Consider the following 23,952-nt stretch of genomic DNA (forward strand, 5'->3'; position numbering starts at 1 on the left):
ACTACCCAGCTATGAAGGGTAGAACGAGTGAAAAGCAACTTTGCATTGCATCCTGCAAAATCGCGACACCGTTAAACCGGTAGCGGATGCGTTTTCTTCACTTCTCTGAGCGAAATCGAAGAATTAATACTCAGTATCCCCGGTAATTTACGCAGTTCCTTTTCGATAAAAAGACTGTAATGGTCTAAGTCGCGCGCCACGACCTGTAAAAGGAAATCAGCTTCACCGGTAATGTTGTGGCAGGAAAGCACATAGGGATTGGCATTAATCCTGTCTTCAAAATCCCGCGTTGCCGCTTCACTGTGCTGGCTACAGACCAGACGGACAAATGCCATCACGCCAAAGCCCACTTTTCTGCGGTTAACCACCGCCTGATAACCCTCAATAAACGCCTCATCCTCAAGCCGTTTCAGACGTCGCCATGCAGAAGCCGGGCTAACATCCAAATCCTGTGAAAGTTTAAGACTCGATACCCTGCCGTCCTGCTGCAGATAACGCAGCAGCGCCAGATCTTTCTTATCAAGAAGACTCACTGAAATATCCACTCAACCATTGCATGTTTGATGAAAGATAATTTCATAAATAATTATCCGCCTGCAACAGATGAAAAGTAATTTCCGGATCGAAAGGTATAATTTTATGAACGCCTACGATGAGGGTTTACTGATGAAAGCAGTGATATACGAGTCATTTCTGTCGCCGCCGATGCTGCAAACGGTCCCGGACCCTACTCCCGAGCCGCACGGCGTTGTGATTCGGGTCAAAGCCACCGGTGTTTGCCGAAGTGACTGGCACGGCTGGGTCGGGCACGATCCCGATATTCCTCTGCCTCATGTGCCGGGACACGAATTCGCAGGCACAATTGAAGCCGTTGGCAACGCGGTGACTAAATGGCGGCCGGGCGATAATGTCACGGTACCCTTCGTATCGGGGTGCGGCTTTTGTCACGAATGTCATACCGGTAATCAGCAGGTCTGTGACCATCAGTTCCAGCCTGGCTTCACGCACTGGGGATCGTTCGCCGAATACGTAGCGATACAGCAGGCCGACTTAAACCTTATCGCACTGCCGGACACGCTGAACTTCACTACCGCAGCCAGTCTCGGGTGCCGTTTTATTACCTCGTTCAGGGCAGTGGTCGATCAGGGAAGAACGTCGGCAGGACAGTGGCTTGCCGTGCACGGCTGTGGCGGTGTGGGACTTTCCGCCATCATGATCGCGAATGCGCTCGGAGCAAACGTGGTGGCGGTGGATATTTCGGATGAAAAGCTGCAGCTGGCCCGTGATTTGGGTGCAGTTGCCGTAGTAAATGGCGCTCGCGTGCACAATGTGGCGGAAGCGATCAGAGAAATCACCCAAGGCGGAGCACATGTGTCACTGGATGCGCTGGGTCATACGGTGACCTGCGTGAACTCCATTCATTCCTTAAGAAAAAGAGGCAGGCACATCCAGATAGGCCTGATGGCGGGCGAACACAGTGTACCGCCCATTCCAATGGCCAGCGTTATTGCTAACGAACTGGAGATTATTGGCAGTCACGGCATGCAGGCTCATCGTTACGGCGACATGATGAACATGATTGCCACCGGTAAACTCTGTCCTGAAAAGCTCATTGGCCGCACCATCAGCCTCAAGCAATCCATAGAAGCGTTAATCAATATGGATAAGTTTGAATCACCGGGCGTCACGGTAGTCACGACGTTCTGATGCACTAAAACACCGGCCTGTCTGCACTGCTCGTACACATGTTGTAGAGAAAGGTCGGTCGTTTTTGATATCCGTAGCGGGCTGGCGCGGTGGTCTGACACTTTCAGTTGTTACAGCAAATTAACAACATAAGTCACATTTTGTCATCCAGAACCAACACCTCTTTCCGTTTTATTCCCGTCCATGCTTTACTCAACGCTTTAACGCTGCTTATCAGCATGGAGCCGAGGCATAGCATGTCAGATGTGATCAACAATCCACAATCGCAGTTGCTCGACAGAAAAAAACGTATCTGGGCCATCGTAGGTGCATCCTCAGGTAATCTCGTCGAATGGTTCGACTTTTATGTGTACTCGTTTTTCTCACTCTACTTTGCCCATATCTTCTTTCCGCAAGGGGATACGACAACCCAGTTGCTCCAGACGGCAGGCGTGTTTGCCGCAGGCTTTTTAATGAGGCCGATTGGCGGATGGTTATTTGGCTATATTGGTGACCGCCACGGGCGAAAAAAATCCATGCTGATTTCTGTCTGTATGATGTGTTTCGGATCGCTGGTCATCGCCTGTCTGCCGGGCTATAACAGCATTGGGATAGCCGCGCCAGCCCTGCTGTTACTGGCTCGTATGTTCCAGGGGCTGTCGGTGGGCGGGGAGTACGGCACAAGTGCAACCTATATGAGTGAAGTGGCCCTGGAAGGGCGCAAAGGCTTTTATGCCTCCTTTCAATACGTCACCTTAATTGGTGGGCAGTTAGGCGCTGTGCTGACGGTGGTGGTGCTGCAGTTCATCTTAACCGACCAGGAGCTACGCACATGGGGCTGGCGCATCCCGTTCTTTTTAGGCGCTGCGCTGGCCGTGGTGGCGTTATGGCTGCGCCGCTCTCTGGACGAAACGTCCGATAAACAGAGCCGTGAGCATCGGGATGCCGGTAGCGTCATTGGCCTGTTACGTAATCACACCAAACCCTTCCTGATGGTGCTGGGCTTTACGGCGGGCGGTTCGTTGAGCTTTTACACTTTTACAACCTACATGCAAAAGTATCTGGTAAATACCTCTGGTATGGATGCGAAAACCGCCAGTGCATTGATGACCGGTGTGCTCTTCGTCTATATGCTGCTGCAGCCCGTTATTGGCGGTTTGTCGGATAAAATAGGCCGACGCACGTCCATGATGATTTTCGGTGCCGGTGCAGCAATCTGTACCGTACCCATCCTTACCCTGCTGCAAAACGTACAGAGTCTGGGCATGGCATTTGTTCTGATTATGCTGGCACTGCTTATTACCAGCTTTTACACCTCGATCAGTGGGATTCTGAAAGCTGAGATGTTTCCGCCGCAGGTGCGAGCCCTGGGCGTCGGGCTGTCTTATGCGGTGGCGAATGCGATCTTCGGTGGGTCTGCAGAGTACGTGGCGTTGCTGATGAAGCACAAAGGGATGGAGACCACCTTCTTCTGGTACGTGTCTGCGATGGGCGCGCTGGCGTTTCTGGTTTCGCTGCTGCTCCACCGGCATGGGAAAGGAATTAAGCTGTAGCAGAGGAAAGGAGTGCCGCAGGCAGGCTGCGGCATTCTGAGGGTTTACAGTATGCGGCTGATGAGGCGGTCAATACGAATACGGCGTAGACGGCGAATCAGCTTACGCACTTTCGCCGGGTAGTCAGCGATGCTCTCCAGCTCGCGAAAGTGTCCAACGACCGTGGTATGTTGACGGATCAGCATCAGCTCATGCTGTCGTTGTTCGGCCAACTGCTGATGCGGGTCGTGGATCAGTACCGCATTCTCGAGATCCAGCCGCCAGGCGCGGGGATTAAGATTGTTGCCTGTAATGAGCTGCCACTCATCGTCAACCCACATTCCTTTCAGGTGATAGCTGTTTTCACCGTCTTTCCATAAACGTACGGTCAGCTGCCCGTTGCTAACGTAGTACTGCAGCCGGCTTAAAAAGCGACGCAGGTTAATTTCGTAGAGGTAGGGCAGTGCACCGATGATCTTAAATGGCTGATCGGGTGCGATATAGAAGTCATTCGCTGTTTTATCACCCACGATGATCTCAACGTCACGACCCTGACGTAGCAGGCCAATGATATTGCGCACCAGCAGCGCAGGCAGGTTGAAATAAGGCGTGCAGATGGTGAGCTTCTTTTCAGCGCAGGGCATCAAATGGAAAATGGTCTTGTTCAGCAGGCTACGCTTGCCCAGGCCGACCAGTGGCGTCACGGTGAGTTCATCGTTGCCGGCGTTGCCTTCAAACTGATAGTTGAACCCGCGCAGGTCCTGACGAAACTGACGCGTTTCATTTTTAATTTCCGGACTGGAAGGACGCTCAGCATAGTCCAGGCGATTGACTGCCTCGGCGTCTTTTAAATGGTGGTTGATCCATTCAAACATGGTGTCGGCCAGCGCGGGATTACGAATGAGCTGGTAGCGATCGTAGCGATATTTATCGTGCTGATGCAGGTAAACGTCATTCAGGCTGGCCCCGCTGTAGAGCAGCGTATCATCAATGATGAAGCCTTTCAGATGCAGTACCCCGAGTGCCTCGCGAGTATTAACCGGAATGCCGTAGACAGGAATGACATGATCGGGATGCTGTTGGGCCATCTCACAATACCAGTCGGCATTGGTCACGCCTCGTGCAGCACCAATGCGGCCACGTTGGGCACGGTGCCAGTCGACTAAAATACTGATGTCGAGCTGTGGGCGAGCGAGTTTCGCAGCATACAGTGCATTCATGACGGCGCGGCCCGCATCGTCATTTTCCAGATAGAGTGCGACGATACAAATGCGCGATTGCGCTGACGCAATCTTTTCCAAAAGCGTCTCACGAAATTCGGCGGGCGAATAAAGCGTCGACACATCCGCAACAGATTGTGACAGTTTAGGCAGCTGTGCGAGGTGTTGTTGGTGTTTATTGCGTTTAAATTTAGACAACATCACAGTGCACTTCTTCTCGGTTCATTGTATGGCCTTTTGCCACCAAATCAGGGTCATAACGCTAAATAATAACATCAACCACGACGAACTGGGCGATTTTTACTTTTCTCTACACGGCAAACTGACATTATCCTGTAACAAAAGCTTAAGACTGACGATGCCATCGTCCATTTGGACATCCACGTCAAAGTTGAGTTTTTTCGCCAGCGTCACCATGCCGCGGTTGCCGGGCATGGTAATGCCATTCAGTTGTTGCAGGCCATGCGCGCGGGTGTAACGGATCATTTTTTCCAGTAAACGTCTTCCCATCCCCAGCCCTTTAAGATCGGAGCGCACCAGTACCGAAAACTCGGCATCAACGTTGTCTGCATCCGAAATCGCGCGGGTCACACCGATGATTTCTGGCTGCCCCTGATGCTGCCGAACGGCGACAATCGCCATCTCCCGGTCGTAGTCAATCTGCGTCATATTGGCCAAATCGTCATGGGTGAATTCATTAATTTCGCTAAAGTAGCGGTAGTAGAGATCTTCTTTCGTCACCTGGCTGATAAAGTCACGCAGCAGCGGTTCATCTTCCGGCAGGATAGGGCGGAATAAGCAATGCTGACCGTCCTTCAACTCGACCTGTTCTTCCAGGTGCTGAGGATAGGGTCGGATGGCCAGACGCGTTTCACTGTCACCGTCAAAAGGCGCAAGCGTCAGCGTAACGTCCAGTAAGGTGAAATCGCTACCTGCCGCCAGCAGTGGATGAATATCCAGCCGTTGTATTTCCGGGCAATCTACCACCAGGTTGGAGACCTGAACCAGCAGTTGGCTCAGGCCAGCTACATCAAGCGGAATCAAGGCACTTCGGCTGCGGACCTTGCCGCTTTTTATTGCCTGGATCACCAGATAGCGCGCCAGGGTCATATTCAGCGGCGGCAAAGCAACCGCCGCCTGTTTCTCTGCCTGCCACTCTACGCCGCCTTCACCCAGCATGATGATAGGGCCAAACAGCGCATCCTGCTCCACCACAATCCGCAGCTCCTGGGCACCAGCCCGGTTCGCCATGCTCTGCACCACCAGTCCTTCAATACGCGCGTGCGGCAGCGTCTGCCTGACCCGGTCAATAATCGCGTCCGCCGCGCGTTTAACTTCGGCGGCGTTACGTAGGTAGAGCATGACGCCCTGCACTTCAGACTTATGCGCCACATCGGGCGAACGGAGCTTCAGCGCGACCGGATAGCCGGTTTGTTCAGCAATCGTGACGGCGTCCTCACTGTCTTTTGCTATCCAGGTGGGTAACGTCGCGAGGCCGTAAGCTTTAAGAACGGGCTGCACTTCGTGCGTATCCAGCGACAGGATGCCCTTATCCAGCGCCTGAGACAGCAACTGGTGGGCCTGAGCGCTGTCCTGGGTCAGGTTTACCGGCAGGGCGGGGGTTTCCCGCAACAATTTCTGGTTACGCCGGTATTCAACCTGATGCATAAAGGCTGTGACGGTGCCCTCCGGCGTTCGCCAGGTGGGAATGCCGGCCTGAGTAAAAGCACGGCGCGCCGCCTGAGAGGAGAATTCGCCGCACCAGTTGGTCAACAGCGTGAGCTGTTTTCCGCGCGGATGCTGATGAATAAGCTGAATGATTTTCTCTGCGGTTTCGGTCGCCGGGGCAACAGCGCTGGGGGCATGAATAATCATCAGGGCATCTAAATCATGGCTGTCGAGCAGGACGGCCAGGCAGGCCAGATAGCGTTCCGGCGTTGCATCGTCCTTTAAATCGACCGGATTGCCGTGCCCGACGCCTTCCGGCAGAACGGCACTAAGCTGCTCTATCGTTTGCTCGCCCAGCGTGGCGAGCTTACCGTTGCGGGCATAGAGTTCATCTAACGCCAGCGCGGCGGGAGCCGCGCCATTGCTGATAATCATCAGCCGGTGCCCGCGTGGTGGACGCATATGGCTCAGGGACTCAACTGCGGTGAACAGCTCGTGCGTATCCTGCACCCGTAACAAGCCCGCACGCTGGATCGCCGCATCCCAGGCGGCATCGAGACCGCTGTGCGTACCAAGCAGCGCCTGTGCCTGCCGACTGCGGCCGCTTTTGATAATCAAAATAGGTTTGTTACGGGATGCGCTACGGGAGGCCGAGACAAACCGGCGGGCATCGCTAAGGTGTTCAAGATAAAGCAGAATCGCGCTGGTTTTGCCGTCACGGGCCAGAAAATCCAGCAGATCGTCCACGTCGGTATCCAGGCTGTCGCCTAAGGCGATAAACCATGAAAAACCCAGGTTACGTTGCTGCGCCCAGTCAAGGATGGTGTTGGAGACGGCTGATGACTGCGATATGAACGCAATACGGCCTTTGGCGATGGGAACAGGAGAAAAGCTGGCGTTAAGCCCCTGCCACGGGGCCAGCAATCCCAGACTGTTTGGGCCTAACAATCGGATCTGCCAGCGGCTGGCGCAGGCTTTTAACTCGGCGAGCTGACTGGCGGGGGCGGAGAGGATGATGCAGGCTTTACAGCCTTTCTCGCCGAGCTGTTGTAACAGCACCAGATTTCTTTTGTGATGGGTACAGATCACCGCCAGGTCGGGGGCGAAGGGCAAACTGTGAATATCAGGCCAGGCCAGCACGCCGCTAACGGCTTTATATTTTGGCGTCACCGGCAACACCGGGCCGCTAAAGCCGCCCGCCAGCAGATTACGCATCATAAAATAGCCTGCCCGTCCCGGCTTGACCGAGGCGCCGATTACCGCAATTGATTTTGGTCTTAACAGCGCTTCCAGTCCACGTTGACTCATCACCTTCTCCATTCGTCGGCATTTAGGGGAGTGTAAACGCTTTTGGGCTTTTTTACCGTCGGGCAGATCCCAGCCTGAATAATGACAATCGGCCTGCCAGGGCGAGTGTTACTCCTCCTGGCCGGGATGATGCGGCTTACCGGCAAGATAGGCCTGACGGAACTGCTCAAAGTGCAGGGTCAATGCCTCGCCAGCCGCACGGTCGCCGGCCTGGTGCAGCAGCGCCGCGGCAATCTCTGCGGTGCAGTGCTGACCTTCGCCATGCGCTTCGCGCAGCCTGTAGCGGGACGGCGCGGTGACGTTGAGCGAGATCACCGGAAAGCGGTCAAGCCAGGGGCTTTTACGAAACATCTTGCGGGCTTCATTCCAGGTACCATCCAGCATGATAAACAGCGGCGGTTTACCTGACAGCGGCGGCGAATGCACAATCTGGCGACCTTCATCGGCGTAAGATGCAGGGAAAACCACCAGGGGCTGATAAGCCTCACTGGCCACGGCCTGCAGCAGTAAAGGATCGGGCTCGGTGCGTGACCAGCTAAAGGCCTGGGTATCTGGCAAGACGTCGGCGATCAACCGGCCCGTATTACTTGGCTTCATCGGTTCGGTATCAAACATCACCAGACAAAAGCGACTGCGGGCAGACTGCACACGAATGCTGGCGCACAGACAGTGTTTTTCCGGCAACAGACATCCCTGGCAACGAAGCACACGGTTCCCACGCGCCAGAAAGGGACGTGTGGCGCGGGCCAGACGTTGGGCACGTAAACGCAAAACGGCATTTTCAGACATGATTATTCAGGACAGGAAAAAGCGTAGTGTAATCGAAGCGTCGGACAAAGGGAAAAGGCCAGCACGGGCTGGCCTTTTGCGCTTACAGGGATTCGTCGAGCCACTCGTTGAAGGGCGCTTTCGGCATGGCACCGTTTAGCATGTCCACCATCTCACCTTTCTTAAAGACCATAATAGTAGGAATGCTGCGAATGCGGAAGCGACTGCTCAGCGCCGGTTCGGCCTCCGTATTCACTTTAATGAAGCGCACCTTGCCGCTGCGCTCCTGTGCGACGTCTTTAAACACCGGGGCAAAATTAACGCAGGGGCCGCACCATGGCGCCCAAAAGTCCACCACGACCGGCAGATCGTCCTGCAGATAGCTGTCCAGCGTGGCGGCGGTGGCGTTGATGACCTCGCCAGAAAACAGGCTTTCGCCGCAACGACCACATTTGGCACCATCGGCAAGCCGTTCTTCGGGAACGCGATTGGTTGCCTGACAAGACGTGCATACCGTATTCATATAAACCTCTGATAATGAACTAGAGCACTTTGCTCAATATTGTCCATTATGAAAGGGTGGTAAGATCGTCTCAATGTGGATTGCTCTATAGGTACAATAGTTGATAGCTAAGCGCAGTCACATCAGGTAATCTTCGCGCTCTCAATGCAGGAGGAAGAAATGAACGACGAATTTAAAGGCAAAAGTGGTAAGGTCAAAGTCATGTATGTGCGTGGCGAAGATGAGCAAAGCGCGCGCGCGCCGAATCCTCGTACAGGCAAAGGTGGCCGTCCTGCTGCTCGCCGTGAAGACAATCGTCGTTCATCCGGCCCGCGCACTGAGCGTAGTGAAGAAGGCGGACGCGGCACAGGCCGTCGCAGCGATAGCGCGCCACGCCGCAACGATCGCGGCAGCGACAATCGTGATGCTTACGGCAGCAGTGATTCCCCATGGCGCACCGTCTCCCGCGCGCCGGTCGTGGAAGACAACAAACCGGAAAACCCAGGGATCAGCGGTAAAGGCGTGGTGGACGTTGAGCAGATTCGTCGCCAGCGTCTGGAAGAAACCCGCGTTTACGGTGAAAACGCCTGTCAGGCGCTGTTCCAGAGCCGTCCTGAATGCATCGTTCGCGCCTGGTTTGTGCAAAGCGTGACGCCACGTTTCCGCGATGCGCTGCGCTGGCTGGCGGCTAACCGCAAAGCCTATCACGTGGTCGATGACGCAGAGATCACCAAAGCTTCCGGTACTGAACACCACGGCGGCGTCTGCTTCCTGATCAAGAAACGCATGGGCATGGACGTAGCAGAATGGCTTAACAAGGCCGAAAGCAAAGACTGTGTACTGGCGCTTGAAGATGTCAGCAATCCCCATAACCTTGGCGCGATCATGCGCAGCTGCGCGCACTTTGGTGTGAAAGGTCTGCTGGTTAACGATGCCTCGCTGCTGGAATCCGGTGCAGCGGTTCGCACGGCGGAAGGCGGCGCTGAACACGTTCAGGCTATCAGCGGCGCAACCTTTAATGAAGGCCTCGAAGCCTTCCGCAAAGCGGGTTACACCATCGTGACGACCTCGAGCCATCAGGGCACATCCCTGTCTGACGCGGTGCTACCGGCCAAAATGGTACTGGTGTTGGGTCAGGAGCGTGAAGGCTTGTCTGACAGCACGTTCCAGCAGGGCGATATGAGCCTGTCGATTGGCGGCACCGGCAACGTGGAAAGTCTGAACGTCTCCGTCGCTACCGGCGTTCTGCTGGCCGAATGGTGGCGTCAGAACGCCTGATGTTAGCTGATGTATGGTGCCGTGAAACGTGCCATACAGGTTCAGCGTTCCCGGCGGGGCGTGAAAGATGCTCCGCCAGCCCGTTACCCCGCCTTACCCTCCCCGGTGTCGGATGTAGCCTGTTCAACATGTTCGTCCATCTCATCAAGCGCCCGTTGATTATCCAGCCCCCATTGATACAGCTGCTCTACCGGTTCCGCGAAGGTCTGGCCCAGCGCCGTTAACGCATAGTCGACTTTGGGTGGGATCACGTCGTAAACATGGCGGGTGATCAATCCGCGCTGCTCCAGCTCCTTCAGCGTCTGAAACAACATCTTTTTTGATATCCCCTGCAAACTTCGCTGCAACTCGCCCGTGCGTGCGCGGCCTCCCGGCCAGTGATACAGCGCATGCAGCACCATCGGATTCCACTTGGCAGAAAAAAGATCCATGAGTCGGCGCGGCGGTGAATCCACATAAAAAACCAGTTTACCCTCTACCCAGGCAGGCATCGTCTTCTCCCTCCTTTATGGTCACCAAATGGTAACTACTATCAATAATGGCTCTATTTAAGTAGAGTTTGCCGCCCTCCGTTATCAAAAGCCAGTCACTATGAGAGGCACCATGAAAATTAATGCACTGATCGCGCACGATGCGACCCAGCCCCTTACCGCCGGCCAGATCGCGCTGCGTCCGCTTCAACCGCAGGATGTCCGGATAGAAATCCTTTATTGTGGCGTTTGCCACTCAGATTTGCATATGGCACGCAACGAATGGGCGGTAAGCCATTATCCCCTGGTGCCAGGACACGAAATCGTTGGACGGGTGAGCGAAACCGGTAGCGCTGCCACCCGATTTACGCCGGGTGATATTGTTGGCGTGGGCGTGATGGTGGATTCCTGCCGCACCTGTCATTTCTGTCAGCAGCAGGAAGAACAATATTGTGAAGCCGGTTTCACTGCGACCTATAACGGTACGGATAAATACACCGGTGAATCTACCCGAGGCGGCTATGCTGAGCACGTGGTGGTCGATCAGGACTTCGTGGTTTCGGTGCCACAGCACCTGCCGTTGGCCGGTGTTGCGCCGTTGCTGTGCGCAGGCGTCACTGTCTGGTCACCGCTGCGCCATTTTAACGTGAAAACGGGCGATAAGGTTGGCGTGATTGGCCTGGGTGGGTTAGGCCACATGGCGGTGAAGCTGGCGAGTGCGCTGGGAGCTGAGGTGACGCTTTTCACCACGTCGGCTGACAAAGCCGCGGATGCCCGCCGTCTCGGTGCCCGTCATGTGGTGGTATCACGCGATGCTCAGGCTATGCAGGCCAGCCAGAACGCGCTGGATCTTATCGTTGACTGCGTGGCGGCCCCGCACGATCTTGACCCTTATCTGGCGACGCTCAAAACCAATGGCCGCCTGGTGCTGGTGGGCATTCCCGACAGTCCGCACGCTTCACCGAACGTGACGCCAATGGTGTTCCGTCGTTTAAGCATCAGCGGCTCGTCCATCGGCAGCATTAAAGAAACCCAGGAGATGCTGGATTTCTGCGGCGACAACAACATCACCGCAGACATTGAGATGATTCGTGGAGAGCAGGTCGAAGAAGCCTTTACGCGAATGCTAAAAGGTGACGTGAAATACCGGTTCGTGATGGATATGAAAGCGACGCGCTGGGCGTAAAAACGGGTTCTGGCGGGCGTGACTTCCACGCCAGAACCCCATCGCGTTCGTCTAGTGCGCACCACCACCACCGCCACCGGCGGTAAAGGGCGGACGGGCAAACCAGATCAGCACCAGCAGCACCAGAAAGACGCCCGCCGACGCCCAAAAAATCTCGTTGGCGGAAATGATCAATCCCTGATTGGTGATCTGCTGAGCGATGTACGCTGAGGCCTGCTGATGCGTCATGCCCATCCCCTCAAGCTGACTGTACATCTGCTGCGCATTAACGTTATAAGGCGTCACCGATTCGCTGAGATTACTGTGATGCATTGCCTCACGATCCGTCCACATCGTGGTGGTGATCGACGTCCCTATCGAACCCGCCAGCGTACGCACAAAGTTCGATAAACTGGACGCCGCCGCCATCCGGTCGGGTGTCAAACCCGACAGCGTAATTGTGGTAAGTGGCATAAAGAAGCAGGCGACCGCGAAGCCCTGAATAAACTGCGGCCAGGCCGACGCGCCAAAGTCCATGCCCGGTTCAAACGTGTAAGCGCGCCAGTAGAAACAAATGGCATACATGATGAAACTGAAGGTGACCAGTTTCCGCATATCAAGCTTATGGGAGAACCGACCAATGATGGGCGACAGGATAACCGGGATAATCCCGACCGGCGCTGAGGCCAGCCCTGCCCAGGTCGCGGTATAACCGTAGACCTCCTGCAGCAACTGCGGCAAGAGAACGATCGATCCAAAATAGAGCATGTAGGCCAGGCTAATGGATAAGCAGCCTATGGTGAAGTTGCGCGATTTAAACAGCGACAGATCGACTATCGGGTGATCGTCTGTCAGCTCCCAAATCAACAGCATCACCAGCGCCAGCACCGCGACAATCGTCAGCACAATAATTTCTGTTGAGCTAAACCAGTCCAGCTCTTTACCGCGATCCAGCATCACCTGCAACGAGCCAACCCCGACCACCAGCAGCACCAGGCCAACGGTATCAATGGGGCGGATCTGGGTAGCGGTTTCACGACCACGCAGGGTTTGCAGCGTGAGCATGATGACCACAACACCAATCGGCACGTTGATAAAGAAGATCCAGCCCCAGTGATAGTTATCACTGATCCAGCCGCCGAGAATGGGGCCACATATGGGGGCCACAATCACCGTCATCGCCCAGAGTGACAGGGCGATACTGCGTTTTGCAGGCGGATAATTATTCAGCAGCAGGCTTTGCGACAGCGGAATCAACGGACCTGCAACGATCCCCTGAATTATCCTGAAGAAAATCAGCATTTCCAGGCTTTCGGACATGCCGCAGGCCCAGGAAGCCAGCGCAAACAGGATGGTCGACCAGGTAAAGAGTTTGACTTCACCGATGCGTTTGGCCAGCCAACCCGTTATCGGAATCGAGATGGCGTTTGCCACCCCGAAAGACGTGATGACCCAGGTCCCCTGGGAGTTTGAGGCCCCCAGATTACCCGCAATGGTCGGTATAGCAACGTTCGCAATGGTGGAATCCAGAACCTGCATGAACGTCGCCAGGGAGAGCGCAATGGTCATTAAGACCAGCGGCATCCCTTTAAGCGGTGCTTGTGCCATTACAGCCTCCGGGTGATCATCCGGCGTTCGCGTGGACGATATCGGTAATCAGCTTATCAACCGGTGCAAGGTCAATGGCCAGGGCGTTGCTGCTGTAGGCAGCCTGCTGACGAACGCTGGTAGCCAGTGCGCTGCCGTCTTTATTATCGGTATCAATTTCTACCAATGTTGACAGCCCGATACGCAGAGGATGTTTAGCCACTTCGTCCTGATTCAACTCAATACGGACCGGCAGACGTTGAACCACTTTGATCCAGTTACCGGTGGCGTTTTGCGCCGGCAGCAAGGAGAACGCGCTTCCGGTTCCCATGTCCAGACCGACAACTTTACCGTGGTAAACCACATCGTCACCGTAGATGTCCGCCACAACGGTTGCCGGTTGGCCGATACGCACGCCAGCCAGTTGGGTCTCTTTGAAGTTAGCGTCTACCCACAAGTCGGTTGCAGGCACCACCGCCATCAGCGGCGTACTGGTATTGATTTGCGAGCCAACCTGCACGCTGCGGCGCGAGACATAGCCATCCATTGGGCTGCGAATGTCAGTACGTTGCAGTGCCAGCCAGGCATCACGCAGCTGTGCCGCACTCTGCTTCACGGCAGGCTGGTTTTCCAGAGAGGTATTCAGGATCATCGCCTGGTTCGCGTTATACTGCTGAACCGCCACATCCAGCTCCGCTTTCGCTGAAGCCACGGCATCGCGTGCATGTTGCAGCTCTTCACGCCCAATCAGGTTAGAGGCGCCCAGCGGCTCGCGGCGTTTCAGGTCGGCCTGCGCCTGATCTAACGCGGTCTGACGGAGCGCAATGGTGGCCTGATACTGTTTCGCGTTGATCATCTCCTGATGTACCTGGCGCACGCTGGTCGCCAGCCCGGTCTGGGCTTTTTCAAACGCCTGCTGTGCGTCGGTTTTATCCAGCGATACCAGCACATCCCCTTTTTTGACAAAATCGGTATCATCAAACCAGACTTTATTGACGCTGCCTGAGACCTGGGCCATCACCTGCACCTGGTTACCGGCAACGTAAGCATCGTCCGTTTCCTGATAGTGGCGTAGCACCAGGTACCAGTAAACGCCCCACGCAATGCCAAGCAGTACGACGACCAGCGCCAGTAATAGCAGCGCGCCTTTGCGCTTTTTCTTCTTGTTATTTACTGGCTGATGCGGGCTTTGCGCCTCTGATGCACTCATTTATTTCTCCACGTTTTCCACTTAATCGGCGGGTTAAACTCCGTTTTCACCATCGCCCGAGCCAAAAAAGCCAGCGACTAAGCGCTGGCCGGATAAAAGAGGGTTAAAATAACGATTTCGTCAGGTGATTGTGTCGCAGATCTTGCTATTACCGCGACAGGGAAGCAGTTAGTTTATCTTCTTCCATCTTATCCAGACGGGTAAGCAGCTTGCGGGTGATGTTTTCCAACTGTGACTTCTCATCACCGGTCAGTGAAGACCACAGGTATTGCAGGCTCTGATGTTGAGGCGGCAGCACCTGCTGCAGAAATGCATTGCCTTTGTCGGTCAGATGCAGATGCAGACAACGGCGATCCTGCGCGCTTTCACGACGTTCAATCCAGCCCCGTTTTTCCAGCTCATCGGCAATGCGCGTGGCATTAGTCCGTGAGGAACCCAGGGCGGTGCTCAGCTCAGAAGGCTGAATGCTCTGGTCTTCCTGCGCATCCAGCGTCAGTAACGCCATAAACAGGGTTTCATTAATACCCTGTTCTTTAAGCATTTTGTTGCGATTGTCCAGCAATTTACCCTGCATATGCATGCAAAGGCGCGTCAGGAGAATTTCCTGGAAGGGGAAATCCGTGTGACGATTGGCACGGATATTTAACATTTGCTCAATGGGCGTAAACGAACTTTCCATTAGAAAAAACCTCACTAATTTCAACTTTTATAATCACCACGGTGGCAGCGTCATTGCTGAGTATTCTGGCCTTAACAGGTCATCCTCAGGCTGTCGCACTGTGGTAGTTCAAGATCTGTCCTTGACCCCAGGGTAAAGGTTTTGCGCATCGATTTCATACGCGTTGGTCGTACAGTGAAACGGTACGACATCAAATGATTGCAAAAGAAAAAATAACTGGCGTGAATAACTTTGGGCCAACGATAGCAAACTCACACTCCGCTGAACAGGCTAAATCACACTATTCTGGCTATTCCTTTGTTCCAGGCGATGATTCCGCCACCAGATCAGTAAATTCAGGCAAGTCAGTGTCGCACCGGCCGCGCAGACGCCATACCAGCCCGCGAAATGGTAGGCATTGGCCGACAGCAATGAGCCTAGCGCACCGCCAATAAAGTAGCTGGTCATATAACCGGCATTCAGTCGGTTTCGTGCCTCAGGCTGGCGTGCATATATCACGCTTTGATTGGTGATGTGCACGGCCTGAACCGCCAGATCCAGCACTAAGATGCCGACAATCAGCGCCACAAGCTGCTGCGCGCCCCAGGCAATGGCCGCCCAGGACAGCAACATCAGCAGCAAGCCTGCGCTGGTGGTGAGTTTGGCATGACCTCTGTCCGCCAGCGAGCCGGCTTTCCTTGCTGCCAGCGCCCCGGCGGCGCCGACCAGTCCCAGTAACCCGATTTCTCCTTCCGAGAAACCGTAAGGCGTGGCAGAGAGCAGAAATGCCATTGATGTCCACAGGATGCTGAAATTCGCAAAGGTAAGACAGCCGGTAACGGAACGGGTGCGCAGCACAGGATCGGCGGCATACAGCCGAAATAGGGAAATCAGCAATTGCGGATAATTCAATGAAACAGAAGGTGTGATGCGCGGCAGCGTGCGCCACAGCGCAATCGCCATCAGCAGCATAAATACGCTGGCGACCCAGTATACGGTTTGCCAGCCACCTAACTGCGCCAGCCCGCCCGCAACGGTTCGCGCCAGCAGGATGCCCAGCAGCAAGCCGCTCATGACCGTGCCGGTAACGTTGCCCCGCTTTTCCGGCTCTGCCAGCGTCGCGGCCAGAGGCACCAGAATCTGGGCCGCCACCGAAAAGAGTCCGGTGATCACCGTGCCTAACAGCAGAAAGGGAAATGAGGAAGAGAGAGCAATGATCACCATGCCCGCCGCAGCCAGCACCATCATGCCCACTATCAGGCCGCGCCGTTCCAGCATATCGCCAAGCGGGACCAGCAACAGCAGCCCACAGGCATAGCCAAGCTGTGCGCTGGTCACAATGAACCCCGCGAGCGCCACCGACAGGTCAAAGTGCTGGGCAATGGTATGAAGCAGTGGCTGAATATAATAATTGCTGGCAACACAGAGGCCAGTGGCAACGGACATCAGTCCCACCAGTGCAGACGTTAAACCAGGGCGAGATGTTGTCATAGGGAGGCAGAGGTAAATATTAATAAAGTGGCGTTAATAATAACCTAAAAAATTATTTGAGAGCTATGTTTATGTCATGCGCCTGTTAATCAGTCATAACGGAAAAAGGGCAGACAGGTGTCCGCCCTTCGTCTGCCTGCCGAGCCTTACTGAGTCGCGGCGCGCGCGTCGTTAATCCACTTATCAAACTGGGCCTGATGGCCCTTGATCCAACCGTCTACGTGGCGATTGATATCCTCTTCAGAATTTTGCCCTGTGTGCATGGCGGCATTTTCCGCATTGATATCACCAATCGGCAGTGTCATCTCGGCAAACAGTTTCGCGGCGGCGGGATTTTTTTCCGCCCAGGCTTTGTTGGCCACAATGTGCATCGTGTTGACCGGGAAGCCATAGTTCGCGCCGTTAGCCAGTTTGGTATCCACGCCTTTCTGTTCGCCCGGCAATGAAGAGAATGGCACCTGCAGCCAGACAACGTCGCGGCCCGGTTTAAGCACATCACTCAGCCAGTAAGGCGTCCAGGTGTAGTAAAGGACAGGTTTTCCCTGTTTAAAGCGCGCCAGAGTATCCGCGATCATCGCCGAATAGTTGCCCATGTTGGCGGTGACGGTGTTGCTCAGGCCATAAGCTGTGTTTTGGTGGTTAATGACCGCCTCGCAGCCCCAGCCAGGCGTACAGCCAGTCATATCCGCTTTGCCATCGCCATTGCTGTCGAAAAGCTTGGCAATCTTGGGATCTTTCAACTGGGCGATATTGGTGATGTGATACTTTTCAGCCGTTTTTTTGTCGATGAGATAGCCCTGAGCCGCGCCGGAAACATAGGTTCCCTCGCGATAAAACGCCTGGCTCCCGCCTGCGGCTTTATACATATCGTCATGCAGTGGCCGCCAGTTGGTTGCCAGGAAGGTCGCATCACCCGAGGCGATGGTGGTATAGGCGACGTTGTAATCCACTTCGCTCGGTTTCTCAACGGTATAGCCCAGCTTCTCCAGGCCCCGGCTCACGAGCAGCGTCTGAAAAGTCTCTTCGGCAATCGTACTTTGTACCGGTTTCACCGTGATGCCTTTACCCGGCAGATCGGCCGCGAAAGCGTGAGAAGCAGAGAAAGTGGCCAGAATGGCAACGGCAGCAGGGAGCGTCTTGCGCATGATTATTCCTCGTTTTTATTGTCGCGATAACGGCGGCAGCTGACTGCCGCGCTCAAGATTCAGGATTGACGGAAAGGACGCGTCAGCAGGCCAATGGGGCCGGTGTGGTACCAGTGGCGACGGCCACGGCTGCGTTTGTCACGCGCCACCGACTGCGTCAGGCGGTCAAGGATAATGGCCAGAATCACGATGCCGACGCCGCCCACGGAGGCCAGGCCCATGTCCAGGCGACCAATGCCGCGCAGCACCATCTGGCCCAGTCCACCCACGGCAATCATGGAGGCAATGACCACCATCGACAGGGCGAGCATCAGCGTCTGATTCACACCCGCCATGATGGTGGGCATGGCCAGCGGCAGCTGTACCTTAAACAGCAGCTGGCGCGGACTGGCGCCAAAGGATTCACTGGCTTCGATCAGGTCGGCAGGAACCTGTTTAATTCCCAGGATGGTCAGCCTGACAATCGGCGGCAGGGCAAAAATGATGGTGACGACGACGCCCGGGACATTCCCGATACCAAACAGCATGACAATCGGCACCAGGTAAACGAAGGCCGGTGTGGTCTGCATGGCGTCCAGCAGCGGACGCACAATACGTGCCGCACGTTCACTGCGCGCCAGCCAGATGCCCATAGGCAGGCCAATGATGATGCAAAACAGCAGGGCGGTGAGCACCAGCGCCAGCGTAATCATCGCCTGCGACCAGGCACCAATGGCGCCAATGGCGATCAGCGAAATCAGCGTGGCAATGCCCATTGCCGGACTGGCGATTTGCCAGGCGATTAACGCAAACAGCGCGATAGCCACCGGCGCGGGCATGCCCAGCAGCAGCTGTTGAAACGCGCTGAGGATATAATCCACCGGTACGCGAATGCTTTGAAAGACCGGACGGAAATGATTCACGACCCAGTCGATCCCTTCGGTGACCCAGTGATCCAGCGGAATCCAGGTTTTATGGAACGGATCCATAATAGTGAAATGGTCCGCCTGGGGTGCAGGCGCGTTGTTCAACCAGTCTGTGCTGCCGCTGGAGCCTGTCGCGGCACCGCCATCTGGCGTGCCCCACGCATCTGCACCGCCGGTGGCGGCATGATGACCGCTGTCGGCGGCACCGCCCTGATCTGCGGCACCCGACCAGGGATCGCTCGCCGGGGCGCTCTGCGTATCGGTGGTCGTGGGGTTACCCCATGGGGTTGCTGTGTCTTTACTCATTGCTGGCTCCTTCACGATCTAAAGCACGTAGCAGCGTGCTTTTCGATATCACACCGACGTATTGATTTTCTTCTCCCACCACCGGAACGGCACAGGGAGCCTGCGCCACGTGTGAGAGCAGTTCGTTTAACGAGGTCGTGGCAGGAACCGCCGCTGGCGCGTCGAGCAGGGCGCTTTCCAGCCCTTGCCCTGCCGCCAGGGCCGCCTTGAGAGAATCGGTTGACACTACGCCGATGAATTTCTGTTTCTCCAGCACGTAGCCGTAATCACGATCTTCTTCCTGCAGCAGTTGTATGGCCGAGCGCGGGCCTAATCCGGTCGCTTTGCGAATGAGCGCGCCAGCATTTCGGCGTGCAATATCGTTAGCGCTAAAGACGTGACTGATATCGACGCCGCGGAAGAACGTGCGGACATAATCATTGGCGGGATTATTCAGGATTTCATCGGGTGAGCCGACCTGAATGACTTCACCATTTTGCATAATGGCAATACGATCGCCAATGCGCATGGCTTCGTCCAGGTCGTGTGAAATAAATACGATAGTGCGCTGATGTCTGGCCTGTAATTTCACCAGCTCATCCTGCATTTCGGTACGAATTAAGGGATCGAGTGCAGAAAAGGCTTCATCCATTAATAAAATATCGGGATTAATGGCTAAAGCGCGTGCCAGACCTACACGCTGACGCATGCCGCCTGATAGCTCATCAGGATAGGCGTGGGCGTAATTCTCCAGCCCAACCTGACGTAATGCCTCAAGGGCTTTTTCCTGACGTTCTGCTAAGGGGGTGCCGGCTAATTCCATGCCAAAAGCGGCATTATTTACAACGTCAAGATGCGGCATTAAGGCGAATGACTGAAATACCATGCTGATCTTATTTCGGCGAACCTCACGCAGTTCGCTGTCCGATATTTTTGCAATATCGACACCGTCAATAATCACCTGGCCGCGCGTCGGCTCTATCAGACGATTGAGAAGGCGAACCATGGTGGATTTCCCTGAACCGGATAACCCCATGATGACGAAGATCTCGCCTTCTTCAATGGCCAGACTGGCATTTTTGACACCGAGCGATAAGCCTGTTTTTTCGAGGATTTCCTCTTTACCACAGCCCTTATCAATATATTTAAATGCCCTCTGTGGATTATCACCAAATACCTTATAAAGATTTTTTACTTCTAATTTTATTGTCATCCGTAATTAATGCCCTGATTAAATTATTTTAATGTAAAATGACGTACCCTGGTTCAATTTAAGCAGGCTATAACCTGACATACTCAGATTATCTGTCAACCCTGGTGTGAAATATTCATGGCTTGAAATCACGCCTTATCGCGATAATTTCCAGTCATCACAAGGGATGCGGGGAGATGAATTTTTTATGATTTATTTTGAAAAACGACAGTAATTAGACCGTGCAGTGCTGAGATATTGGCAGAATGACGAGCGGAAGGGAGGGAATGAATAAGAAATAATGACGCTGATTTAAGGGAAATAACAGCTTATTAATCAGCGCCAGTAATCATGACCGCCTGTGACCTGTTATGACGGCACAGACAACCTTAGAAACTCCAGTCTTCGTCTTCGGTTTCGACCGCTTTGCCCATTACGTATGAGGAGCCCGAACCCGAAAAGAAGTCGTGATTTTCATCCGCGTTTGGGGATAACGCCGACAGAATTGCCGGGTTAACCTGAGTTAATTCTGCCGGGAACAGCGCTTCATAGCCAAGATTCATCAAGGCCTTGTTGGCGTTGTAGTGCAGGAAGGTTTTTACTTCTTCCGCCCAGCCGACATCGCCATAGAGCGCTTCTGTATAAACAACCTCGTTTTCATACAGCGCCAGCAGCAGATCGATGGCGAACTGCTGCAATGCTTCGCGGCGGCCTTCATCAACCTGCTCAAGGGCTTTCTGGTACTTGTAGCCAATATAGTAGCCGTGAACGGCCTCATCGCGGATGATGAGCCGAATCAGATCGGCGGTATTGGTCAGTTTGCCACGGCTTGACCAGTACATCGGCAGCCAGAATCCTGAATAGAACAGGAACGACTCCAGAAAGACGCTGGCGATTTTTTTCTTTAACGGATCGTCAGCGCGGTAATGAGTAAGAATGATCTCGGCTTTATTTTGCAGCGCCTGATTCTCTTCGCTCCACTGATAAGCGGCATCCACATCGCTGGTATGACACAACGTCGAAAAAATCGAGCTGTATGAGCGGGCATGTACCGCCTCCATAAAGCTGATATTCGACAAGACGGCCTCCTCATGCGGCGTCAGCGCATCGGGCATTAAGCCCGGCGCACCCAGCACGTTCTGGATGGTGTCCAGCAGCGTCAGGCCGGTGAATACGCGGATGGTCAACTGCTGATGCTGTTTATCCAGCGTCTGCCAGGCCGGCAGATCGTTGGACAAGGGGACTTTTTCCGGCAACCAGAAGTTGCTGGTCAGACGGTTCCAGACTTCAAGATCTTTCTCATCCTGAATACGGTTCCAGTTAATGGCATGAATTTGTCTGAGTTGCATAATGGGTTCTCACAGTGCGCAGGAGACGCAGCCCTGAATTTCAGTGCCTTGCAGGGCCATCTGGCGCAGTCGAATGTAGTAAAGCGTTTTAATCCCTTTCTTCCAGGCGTAAATCTGCGCTTTATTAATGTCGCGCGTGGTCACGTCATCCCGGAAAAACAGGGTTAATGACAGGCCCTGATCCACATGTCGGGTCGCCTCTGCGTAGGTATCAATAATGGCTTCCGGCCCAATCTGGTAAGCGTCCTGATAGAGTTCCAGATTGTCGTTGGTCATGAAGGGAGCCGGATAGTAAACGCGACCGGTTTTGCCCTCTTTGCGGATCTCTATTCGCGACACAATCGGATGAATACTGGACGTGGCGTGGTTGATATAGGAGATCGATCCGGTAGGCGGTATCGCCTGCAGGTTTTGATTATACAGCCCCGAGGCCATCACCGATTCACGCAGTGCCAGCCAGTCGTTGTGACAGGGCAAGCTGATGCCCGCATCGGCAAACAGGGCGGCGATGCGGGCGGTTCGCGGCTGCCAGTCGCTTTGCAGATATTTGTCAAAATACGCGCCGGTGGCATAGGTTGAGGCGCTAAAACCGTCGAAAGTCTGCTGGCGCTCTTTTGCCAGCTGATTCGAGGCACGCAGGGCATAATAAGTCACACAGTAAAAATAGAGATTGGTGAAATCCAGCGCCTCGGGTGATCCGTAAGCAATGCCTTCACGGGCCAGGTAACCATGCAGGTTCATCTGACCCAGACCGATAGCATGCGAGCGGCGATTGCCTTCCGCAACGGAGGGAACCGAGCCAATGTCACTCATATCTGACACCGCAGTCAGCGCCCGAATTGCCGTTTCCACCGTGTGGGCCAGATCGCCAGAATCCATCGCATGGGCGATATTCAGCGAGCCAAGGTTACAGGAGATATCTTTGCCCATGCGGCGGTAGCTGAGATCCTCGTTGAATTCGCTGGCGCTGTTCACCTGCAAAATCTCTGAGCAGAGGTTGCTCATATTGATGCGACCGGCAATCGGGTTGTCCCGGTTTACGCTGTCCTCATACATGATGTAGGGATAGCCTGATTCGAACTGGATTTCCGCCAGCGTCTGAAAGAAATCGCGCGGCTGAATATAGGTTTTACGGATTCTGTCGTCCGCCAGCATCTCCGCGTATTTCTCGCTGATGCTGATATCGCCAAACGCCTGACCGTAGATTCTTTCAACATCGTAGGGCGAGAACAGCGCCATCGGCTGATTCTCTTTGGCAAGCTGGAAGGTGATATCCGGAATGACCACGCCCAGCGACAGCGTTTTAATGCGGATTTTTTCATCGGCGTTTTCGCGCTTGGTATCCAGGAAGCGCAAAATATCCGGATGGTGAGCATTCAGCCAGACTGCGCCGGCTCCCTGACGCGCGCCGAGCTGGTTGGCATAAGAAAACGCATCCTCCAGCATTTTCATCACCGGAATAACGCCGGAAGACTGGTTTTCAATGCGCTTGATCGGCGCGCCGGACTCACGCAGGTTCGACAGCAGAAACGCCACGCCGCCGCCGCGTTTAGACAGCTGGAGCGCAGAGTTCACGGCCCGGCCAATCGACTCCATGTTGTCTTCAATGCGCAGCAGGAAGCAGGAAACCAGTTCGCCGCGCTGTTGCTTGCCGCTGTTCAGAAACGTCGGCGTGGCGGGCTGAAAACGGCCACTCAGGATGGCTTCCAGCACCGAGCGCGCCAGGGTTTCATCGCCCTGTGCCAGCGTCAGCGCCACCATACAGGCACGCTGCTCGAAGGTTTCCAGGTAACGCTTGCCATCAAAACTTTTCAGGGTGTAGCTGGTGTAGTACTTCCACGCACCCAAAAAGGTCTTGAACGCAAAGCCCCATGCATCGGCTTCGTCGTGCAGCCCGCAGACAAAGTTAAAATCATACTGATTAAGTACGGAAGCTTCGTAGTAGCCTTCGGCGACCAGATAGCGCAGGCGCTCTGCGATGCTGGCAAAGTGCTGGGTGTTGGGCTGCACGTGCTGAATAACAAACTGACGTGCGGCCTGCTGATCCTTATCAAACTGGATACGGCCGTCAGCGTCATACAGGTTCAGCATGGCGTTCAGCGCATGGTAATCCAGCGCTACGTCGTTGAGGGTATCTGTCGTTGCCAAAATTGGGTTACTCCCGCTTTCACATTGGCGATATCGTCGGGGGTTCCCATCAGTTCAAACCGATACAGGTAGGGAACCTGACATTTCTTAGCAATGATGTCGCCAGCCAGGCAGTAACCTTCGCCAAAATTACGGTTACCGGCGGCGATAACGCCGCGTAAGCCGTTGCGGTTGGCGTCATCATTGAGAAACTGAATAACCTGTCTGGGCACCGCACCGCGGTGGCTGCCGCCGCCATAGCTGGGCACGACCAGAATATAGGGCTGGTCAATGTGCAGCTGTTGCTTCGCGTCAATCGGTATGCGGCACGCGGGCAGGCCCAGACGGAGAATAAACCGATGGGTGTTTTCCGACTGGCTGGAAAAATAGACCAGTGGAAACATGC

General features: G+C 54.6%; 20 protein-coding genes. 4 read left to right on the forward strand and 16 right to left on the reverse strand.

Annotated elements, in window-relative coordinates; translation table 11 throughout:
- Positions 1-71 precede the first annotated feature (71 nt).
- Positions 72-533: an Lrp/AsnC family transcriptional regulator gene (locus tag NXS97_RS18150; protein WP_014605185.1), complete on the reverse strand. Its 462-nt coding sequence runs from the start codon at positions 531-533 to the stop codon at positions 72-74.
- Positions 534-639: 106 nt separating this feature from the next.
- Between NXS97_RS18150 and NXS97_RS18155 the strand changes: the two genes are divergently transcribed.
- Positions 640-1,707, forward strand: coding sequence for a zinc-dependent alcohol dehydrogenase family protein (locus tag NXS97_RS18155; protein ID WP_200286816.1), 1,068 nt, complete (start codon positions 640-642; stop codon positions 1,705-1,707).
- Between the two features lie 236 nt (positions 1,708-1,943).
- On the forward strand, positions 1,944-3,239 hold the full coding sequence (locus NXS97_RS18160) for an MFS family transporter (protein WP_116219790.1): 1,296 nt from the start codon (positions 1,944-1,946) through the stop codon (positions 3,237-3,239).
- A gap of 44 nt (positions 3,240-3,283) precedes the next feature.
- Here the strand turns inward: NXS97_RS18160 and pssA are convergent, their stop codons facing one another.
- The 4 genes from pssA to trxC form a co-directional block, all read right to left on the reverse strand.
- Positions 3,284-4,639 (reverse strand): CDP-diacylglycerol--serine O-phosphatidyltransferase, encoded by a 1,356-nt coding sequence (gene pssA / locus NXS97_RS18165; RefSeq protein WP_014605188.1) that lies wholly within the window; start codon positions 4,637-4,639, stop codon positions 3,284-3,286.
- A gap of 99 nt (positions 4,640-4,738) precedes the next feature.
- On the reverse strand, positions 4,739-7,414 hold the full coding sequence (locus tag NXS97_RS18175; protein WP_116219791.1) for a bifunctional acetate--CoA ligase family protein/GNAT family N-acetyltransferase: 2,676 nt from the start codon (positions 7,412-7,414) through the stop codon (positions 4,739-4,741).
- A gap of 108 nt (positions 7,415-7,522) precedes the next feature.
- Positions 7,523-8,203, reverse strand: coding sequence for a tRNA-uridine aminocarboxypropyltransferase (locus NXS97_RS18180; protein ID WP_072137102.1), 681 nt, complete (start codon positions 8,201-8,203; stop codon positions 7,523-7,525).
- Positions 8,204-8,285: 82 nt separating this feature from the next.
- Positions 8,286-8,705, reverse strand: coding sequence for a thioredoxin TrxC (gene trxC, locus NXS97_RS18185; protein WP_013026875.1), 420 nt, complete (start codon positions 8,703-8,705; stop codon positions 8,286-8,288).
- A 159-nt stretch (positions 8,706-8,864) separates the two neighbouring features.
- On the opposite strand from trxC, the gene NXS97_RS18190 reads away from it, so the two are divergent.
- Positions 8,865-9,962, forward strand: a complete 1,098-nt coding sequence (locus NXS97_RS18190; RefSeq protein ID WP_116219792.1) for a tRNA/rRNA methyltransferase — start codon at positions 8,865-8,867, stop codon at positions 9,960-9,962.
- An 83-nt stretch (positions 9,963-10,045) separates the two neighbouring features.
- Here NXS97_RS18190 and NXS97_RS18195 read toward each other — a convergent pair whose 3' ends face one another.
- Positions 10,046-10,453 carry a helix-turn-helix domain-containing protein gene (locus tag NXS97_RS18195; protein ID WP_072137101.1) on the reverse strand — a complete coding sequence of 136 codons (408 nt, stop codon included), beginning with the start codon at positions 10,451-10,453 and terminating at the stop codon, positions 10,046-10,048.
- A 112-nt stretch (positions 10,454-10,565) separates the two neighbouring features.
- Here NXS97_RS18195 and NXS97_RS18200 point away from each other — a divergent pair, with 112 nt between their 5' ends.
- Positions 10,566-11,618: an NAD(P)-dependent alcohol dehydrogenase gene (locus NXS97_RS18200; RefSeq protein WP_015699651.1), complete on the forward strand. Its 1,053-nt coding sequence runs from the start codon at positions 10,566-10,568 to the stop codon at positions 11,616-11,618.
- Between the two features lie 51 nt (positions 11,619-11,669).
- Here NXS97_RS18200 and emrB read toward each other — a convergent pair whose 3' ends face one another.
- From emrB to nrdI, 10 genes are all read right to left on the reverse strand, one after another.
- Positions 11,670-13,205 carry a multidrug efflux MFS transporter permease subunit EmrB gene (gene emrB, locus NXS97_RS18205; protein ID WP_013026871.1) on the reverse strand — a complete coding sequence of 512 codons (1,536 nt, stop codon included), beginning with the start codon at positions 13,203-13,205 and terminating at the stop codon, positions 11,670-11,672.
- A gap of 16 nt (positions 13,206-13,221) precedes the next feature.
- Positions 13,222-14,394, reverse strand: a complete 1,173-nt coding sequence (emrA, locus tag NXS97_RS18210; protein WP_013026870.1) for a multidrug efflux MFS transporter periplasmic adaptor subunit EmrA — start codon at positions 14,392-14,394, stop codon at positions 13,222-13,224.
- A 148-nt stretch (positions 14,395-14,542) separates the two neighbouring features.
- Positions 14,543-15,073 carry a transcriptional repressor MprA gene (gene mprA / locus NXS97_RS18215; RefSeq protein ID WP_014594402.1) on the reverse strand — a complete coding sequence of 177 codons (531 nt, stop codon included), beginning with the start codon at positions 15,071-15,073 and terminating at the stop codon, positions 14,543-14,545.
- Positions 15,074-15,343: 270 nt separating this feature from the next.
- Positions 15,344-16,543 carry an MFS transporter gene (locus NXS97_RS18220; RefSeq protein ID WP_105077885.1) on the reverse strand — a complete coding sequence of 400 codons (1,200 nt, stop codon included), beginning with the start codon at positions 16,541-16,543 and terminating at the stop codon, positions 15,344-15,346.
- Between the two features lie 146 nt (positions 16,544-16,689).
- A complete protein-coding gene (gene proX / locus NXS97_RS18225) occupies positions 16,690-17,688 on the reverse strand; it encodes a glycine betaine/L-proline ABC transporter substrate-binding protein ProX (RefSeq protein WP_116219793.1) in 999 nt (332 codons plus the stop codon).
- Between the two features lie 59 nt (positions 17,689-17,747).
- Positions 17,748-18,899, reverse strand: a complete 1,152-nt coding sequence (gene proW / locus NXS97_RS18230) for a glycine betaine/L-proline ABC transporter permease ProW (protein ID WP_116219794.1) — start codon at positions 18,897-18,899, stop codon at positions 17,748-17,750.
- Positions 18,892-20,091: a glycine betaine/L-proline ABC transporter ATP-binding protein ProV gene (proV, locus tag NXS97_RS18235; RefSeq protein WP_015699654.1), complete on the reverse strand. Its 1,200-nt coding sequence runs from the start codon at positions 20,089-20,091 to the stop codon at positions 18,892-18,894. The genes proW and proV overlap by 8 nt, the downstream gene beginning before the upstream one ends.
- Positions 20,092-20,459: 368 nt before the next feature.
- Positions 20,460-21,419, reverse strand: a complete 960-nt coding sequence (gene nrdF, locus NXS97_RS18240) for a class 1b ribonucleoside-diphosphate reductase subunit beta (RefSeq protein ID WP_013026864.1) — start codon at positions 21,417-21,419, stop codon at positions 20,460-20,462.
- 9 nt (positions 21,420-21,428) lie between these two features.
- Positions 21,429-23,567, reverse strand: coding sequence for a class 1b ribonucleoside-diphosphate reductase subunit alpha (gene nrdE / locus NXS97_RS18245; protein WP_028715557.1), 2,139 nt, complete (start codon positions 23,565-23,567; stop codon positions 21,429-21,431).
- Positions 23,537-23,950 carry a class Ib ribonucleoside-diphosphate reductase assembly flavoprotein NrdI gene (nrdI, locus tag NXS97_RS18250; RefSeq protein ID WP_013026862.1) on the reverse strand — a complete coding sequence of 138 codons (414 nt, stop codon included), beginning with the start codon at positions 23,948-23,950 and terminating at the stop codon, positions 23,537-23,539. The genes nrdE and nrdI overlap by 31 nt, the downstream gene beginning before the upstream one ends.
- Positions 23,951-23,952 lie beyond the last annotated feature (2 nt).

It is taken from the genome of Pantoea sp. B623 (genome assembly GCF_024814475.1).
In the GTDB taxonomy this organism is placed as follows: Bacteria; Pseudomonadota; Gammaproteobacteria; order Enterobacterales; family Enterobacteriaceae; genus Pantoea; species Pantoea ananatis.

Coding starts and splice junctions, on each gene's coding strand:
- NXS97_RS18220 (WP_105077885.1), bottom strand. CDS start 16,543: ATGACAACATCTCGCCCTGGTTTAACGTCTGCACTGGTGGGACTGATG.
- nrdF (WP_013026864.1), bottom strand. CDS start 21,419: ATGCAACTCAGACAAATTCATGCCATTAACTGGAACCGTATTCAGGAT.
- emrB (WP_013026871.1), bottom strand. CDS start 13,205: ATGGCACAAGCACCGCTTAAAGGGATGCCGCTGGTCTTAATGACCATT.
- NXS97_RS18155 (WP_200286816.1), top strand. CDS start 640: ATGAACGCCTACGATGAGGGTTTACTGATGAAAGCAGTGATATACGAG.
- mprA (WP_014594402.1), bottom strand. CDS start 15,073: ATGGAAAGTTCGTTTACGCCCATTGAGCAAATGTTAAATATCCGTGCC.
- pssA (WP_014605188.1), bottom strand. CDS start 4,639: ATGTTGTCTAAATTTAAACGCAATAAACACCAACAACACCTCGCACAG.
- emrA (WP_013026870.1), bottom strand. CDS start 14,394: ATGAGTGCATCAGAGGCGCAAAGCCCGCATCAGCCAGTAAATAACAAG.
- NXS97_RS18175 (WP_116219791.1), bottom strand. CDS start 7,414: ATGAGTCAACGTGGACTGGAAGCGCTGTTAAGACCAAAATCAATTGCG.
- NXS97_RS18195 (WP_072137101.1), bottom strand. CDS start 10,453: ATGCCTGCCTGGGTAGAGGGTAAACTGGTTTTTTATGTGGATTCACCG.
- NXS97_RS18180 (WP_072137102.1), bottom strand. CDS start 8,203: ATGTCTGAAAATGCCGTTTTGCGTTTACGTGCCCAACGTCTGGCCCGC.
- NXS97_RS18200 (WP_015699651.1), top strand. CDS start 10,566: ATGAAAATTAATGCACTGATCGCGCACGATGCGACCCAGCCCCTTACC.
- NXS97_RS18190 (WP_116219792.1), top strand. CDS start 8,865: ATGAACGACGAATTTAAAGGCAAAAGTGGTAAGGTCAAAGTCATGTAT.
- trxC (WP_013026875.1), bottom strand. CDS start 8,705: ATGAATACGGTATGCACGTCTTGTCAGGCAACCAATCGCGTTCCCGAA.
- proV (WP_015699654.1), bottom strand. CDS start 20,091: ATGACAATAAAATTAGAAGTAAAAAATCTTTATAAGGTATTTGGTGAT.
- proW (WP_116219794.1), bottom strand. CDS start 18,899: ATGAGTAAAGACACAGCAACCCCATGGGGTAACCCCACGACCACCGAT.
- NXS97_RS18160 (WP_116219790.1), top strand. CDS start 1,944: ATGTCAGATGTGATCAACAATCCACAATCGCAGTTGCTCGACAGAAAA.
- nrdI (WP_013026862.1), bottom strand. CDS start 23,950: ATGTTTCCACTGGTCTATTTTTCCAGCCAGTCGGAAAACACCCATCGG.
- proX (WP_116219793.1), bottom strand. CDS start 17,688: ATGCGCAAGACGCTCCCTGCTGCCGTTGCCATTCTGGCCACTTTCTCT.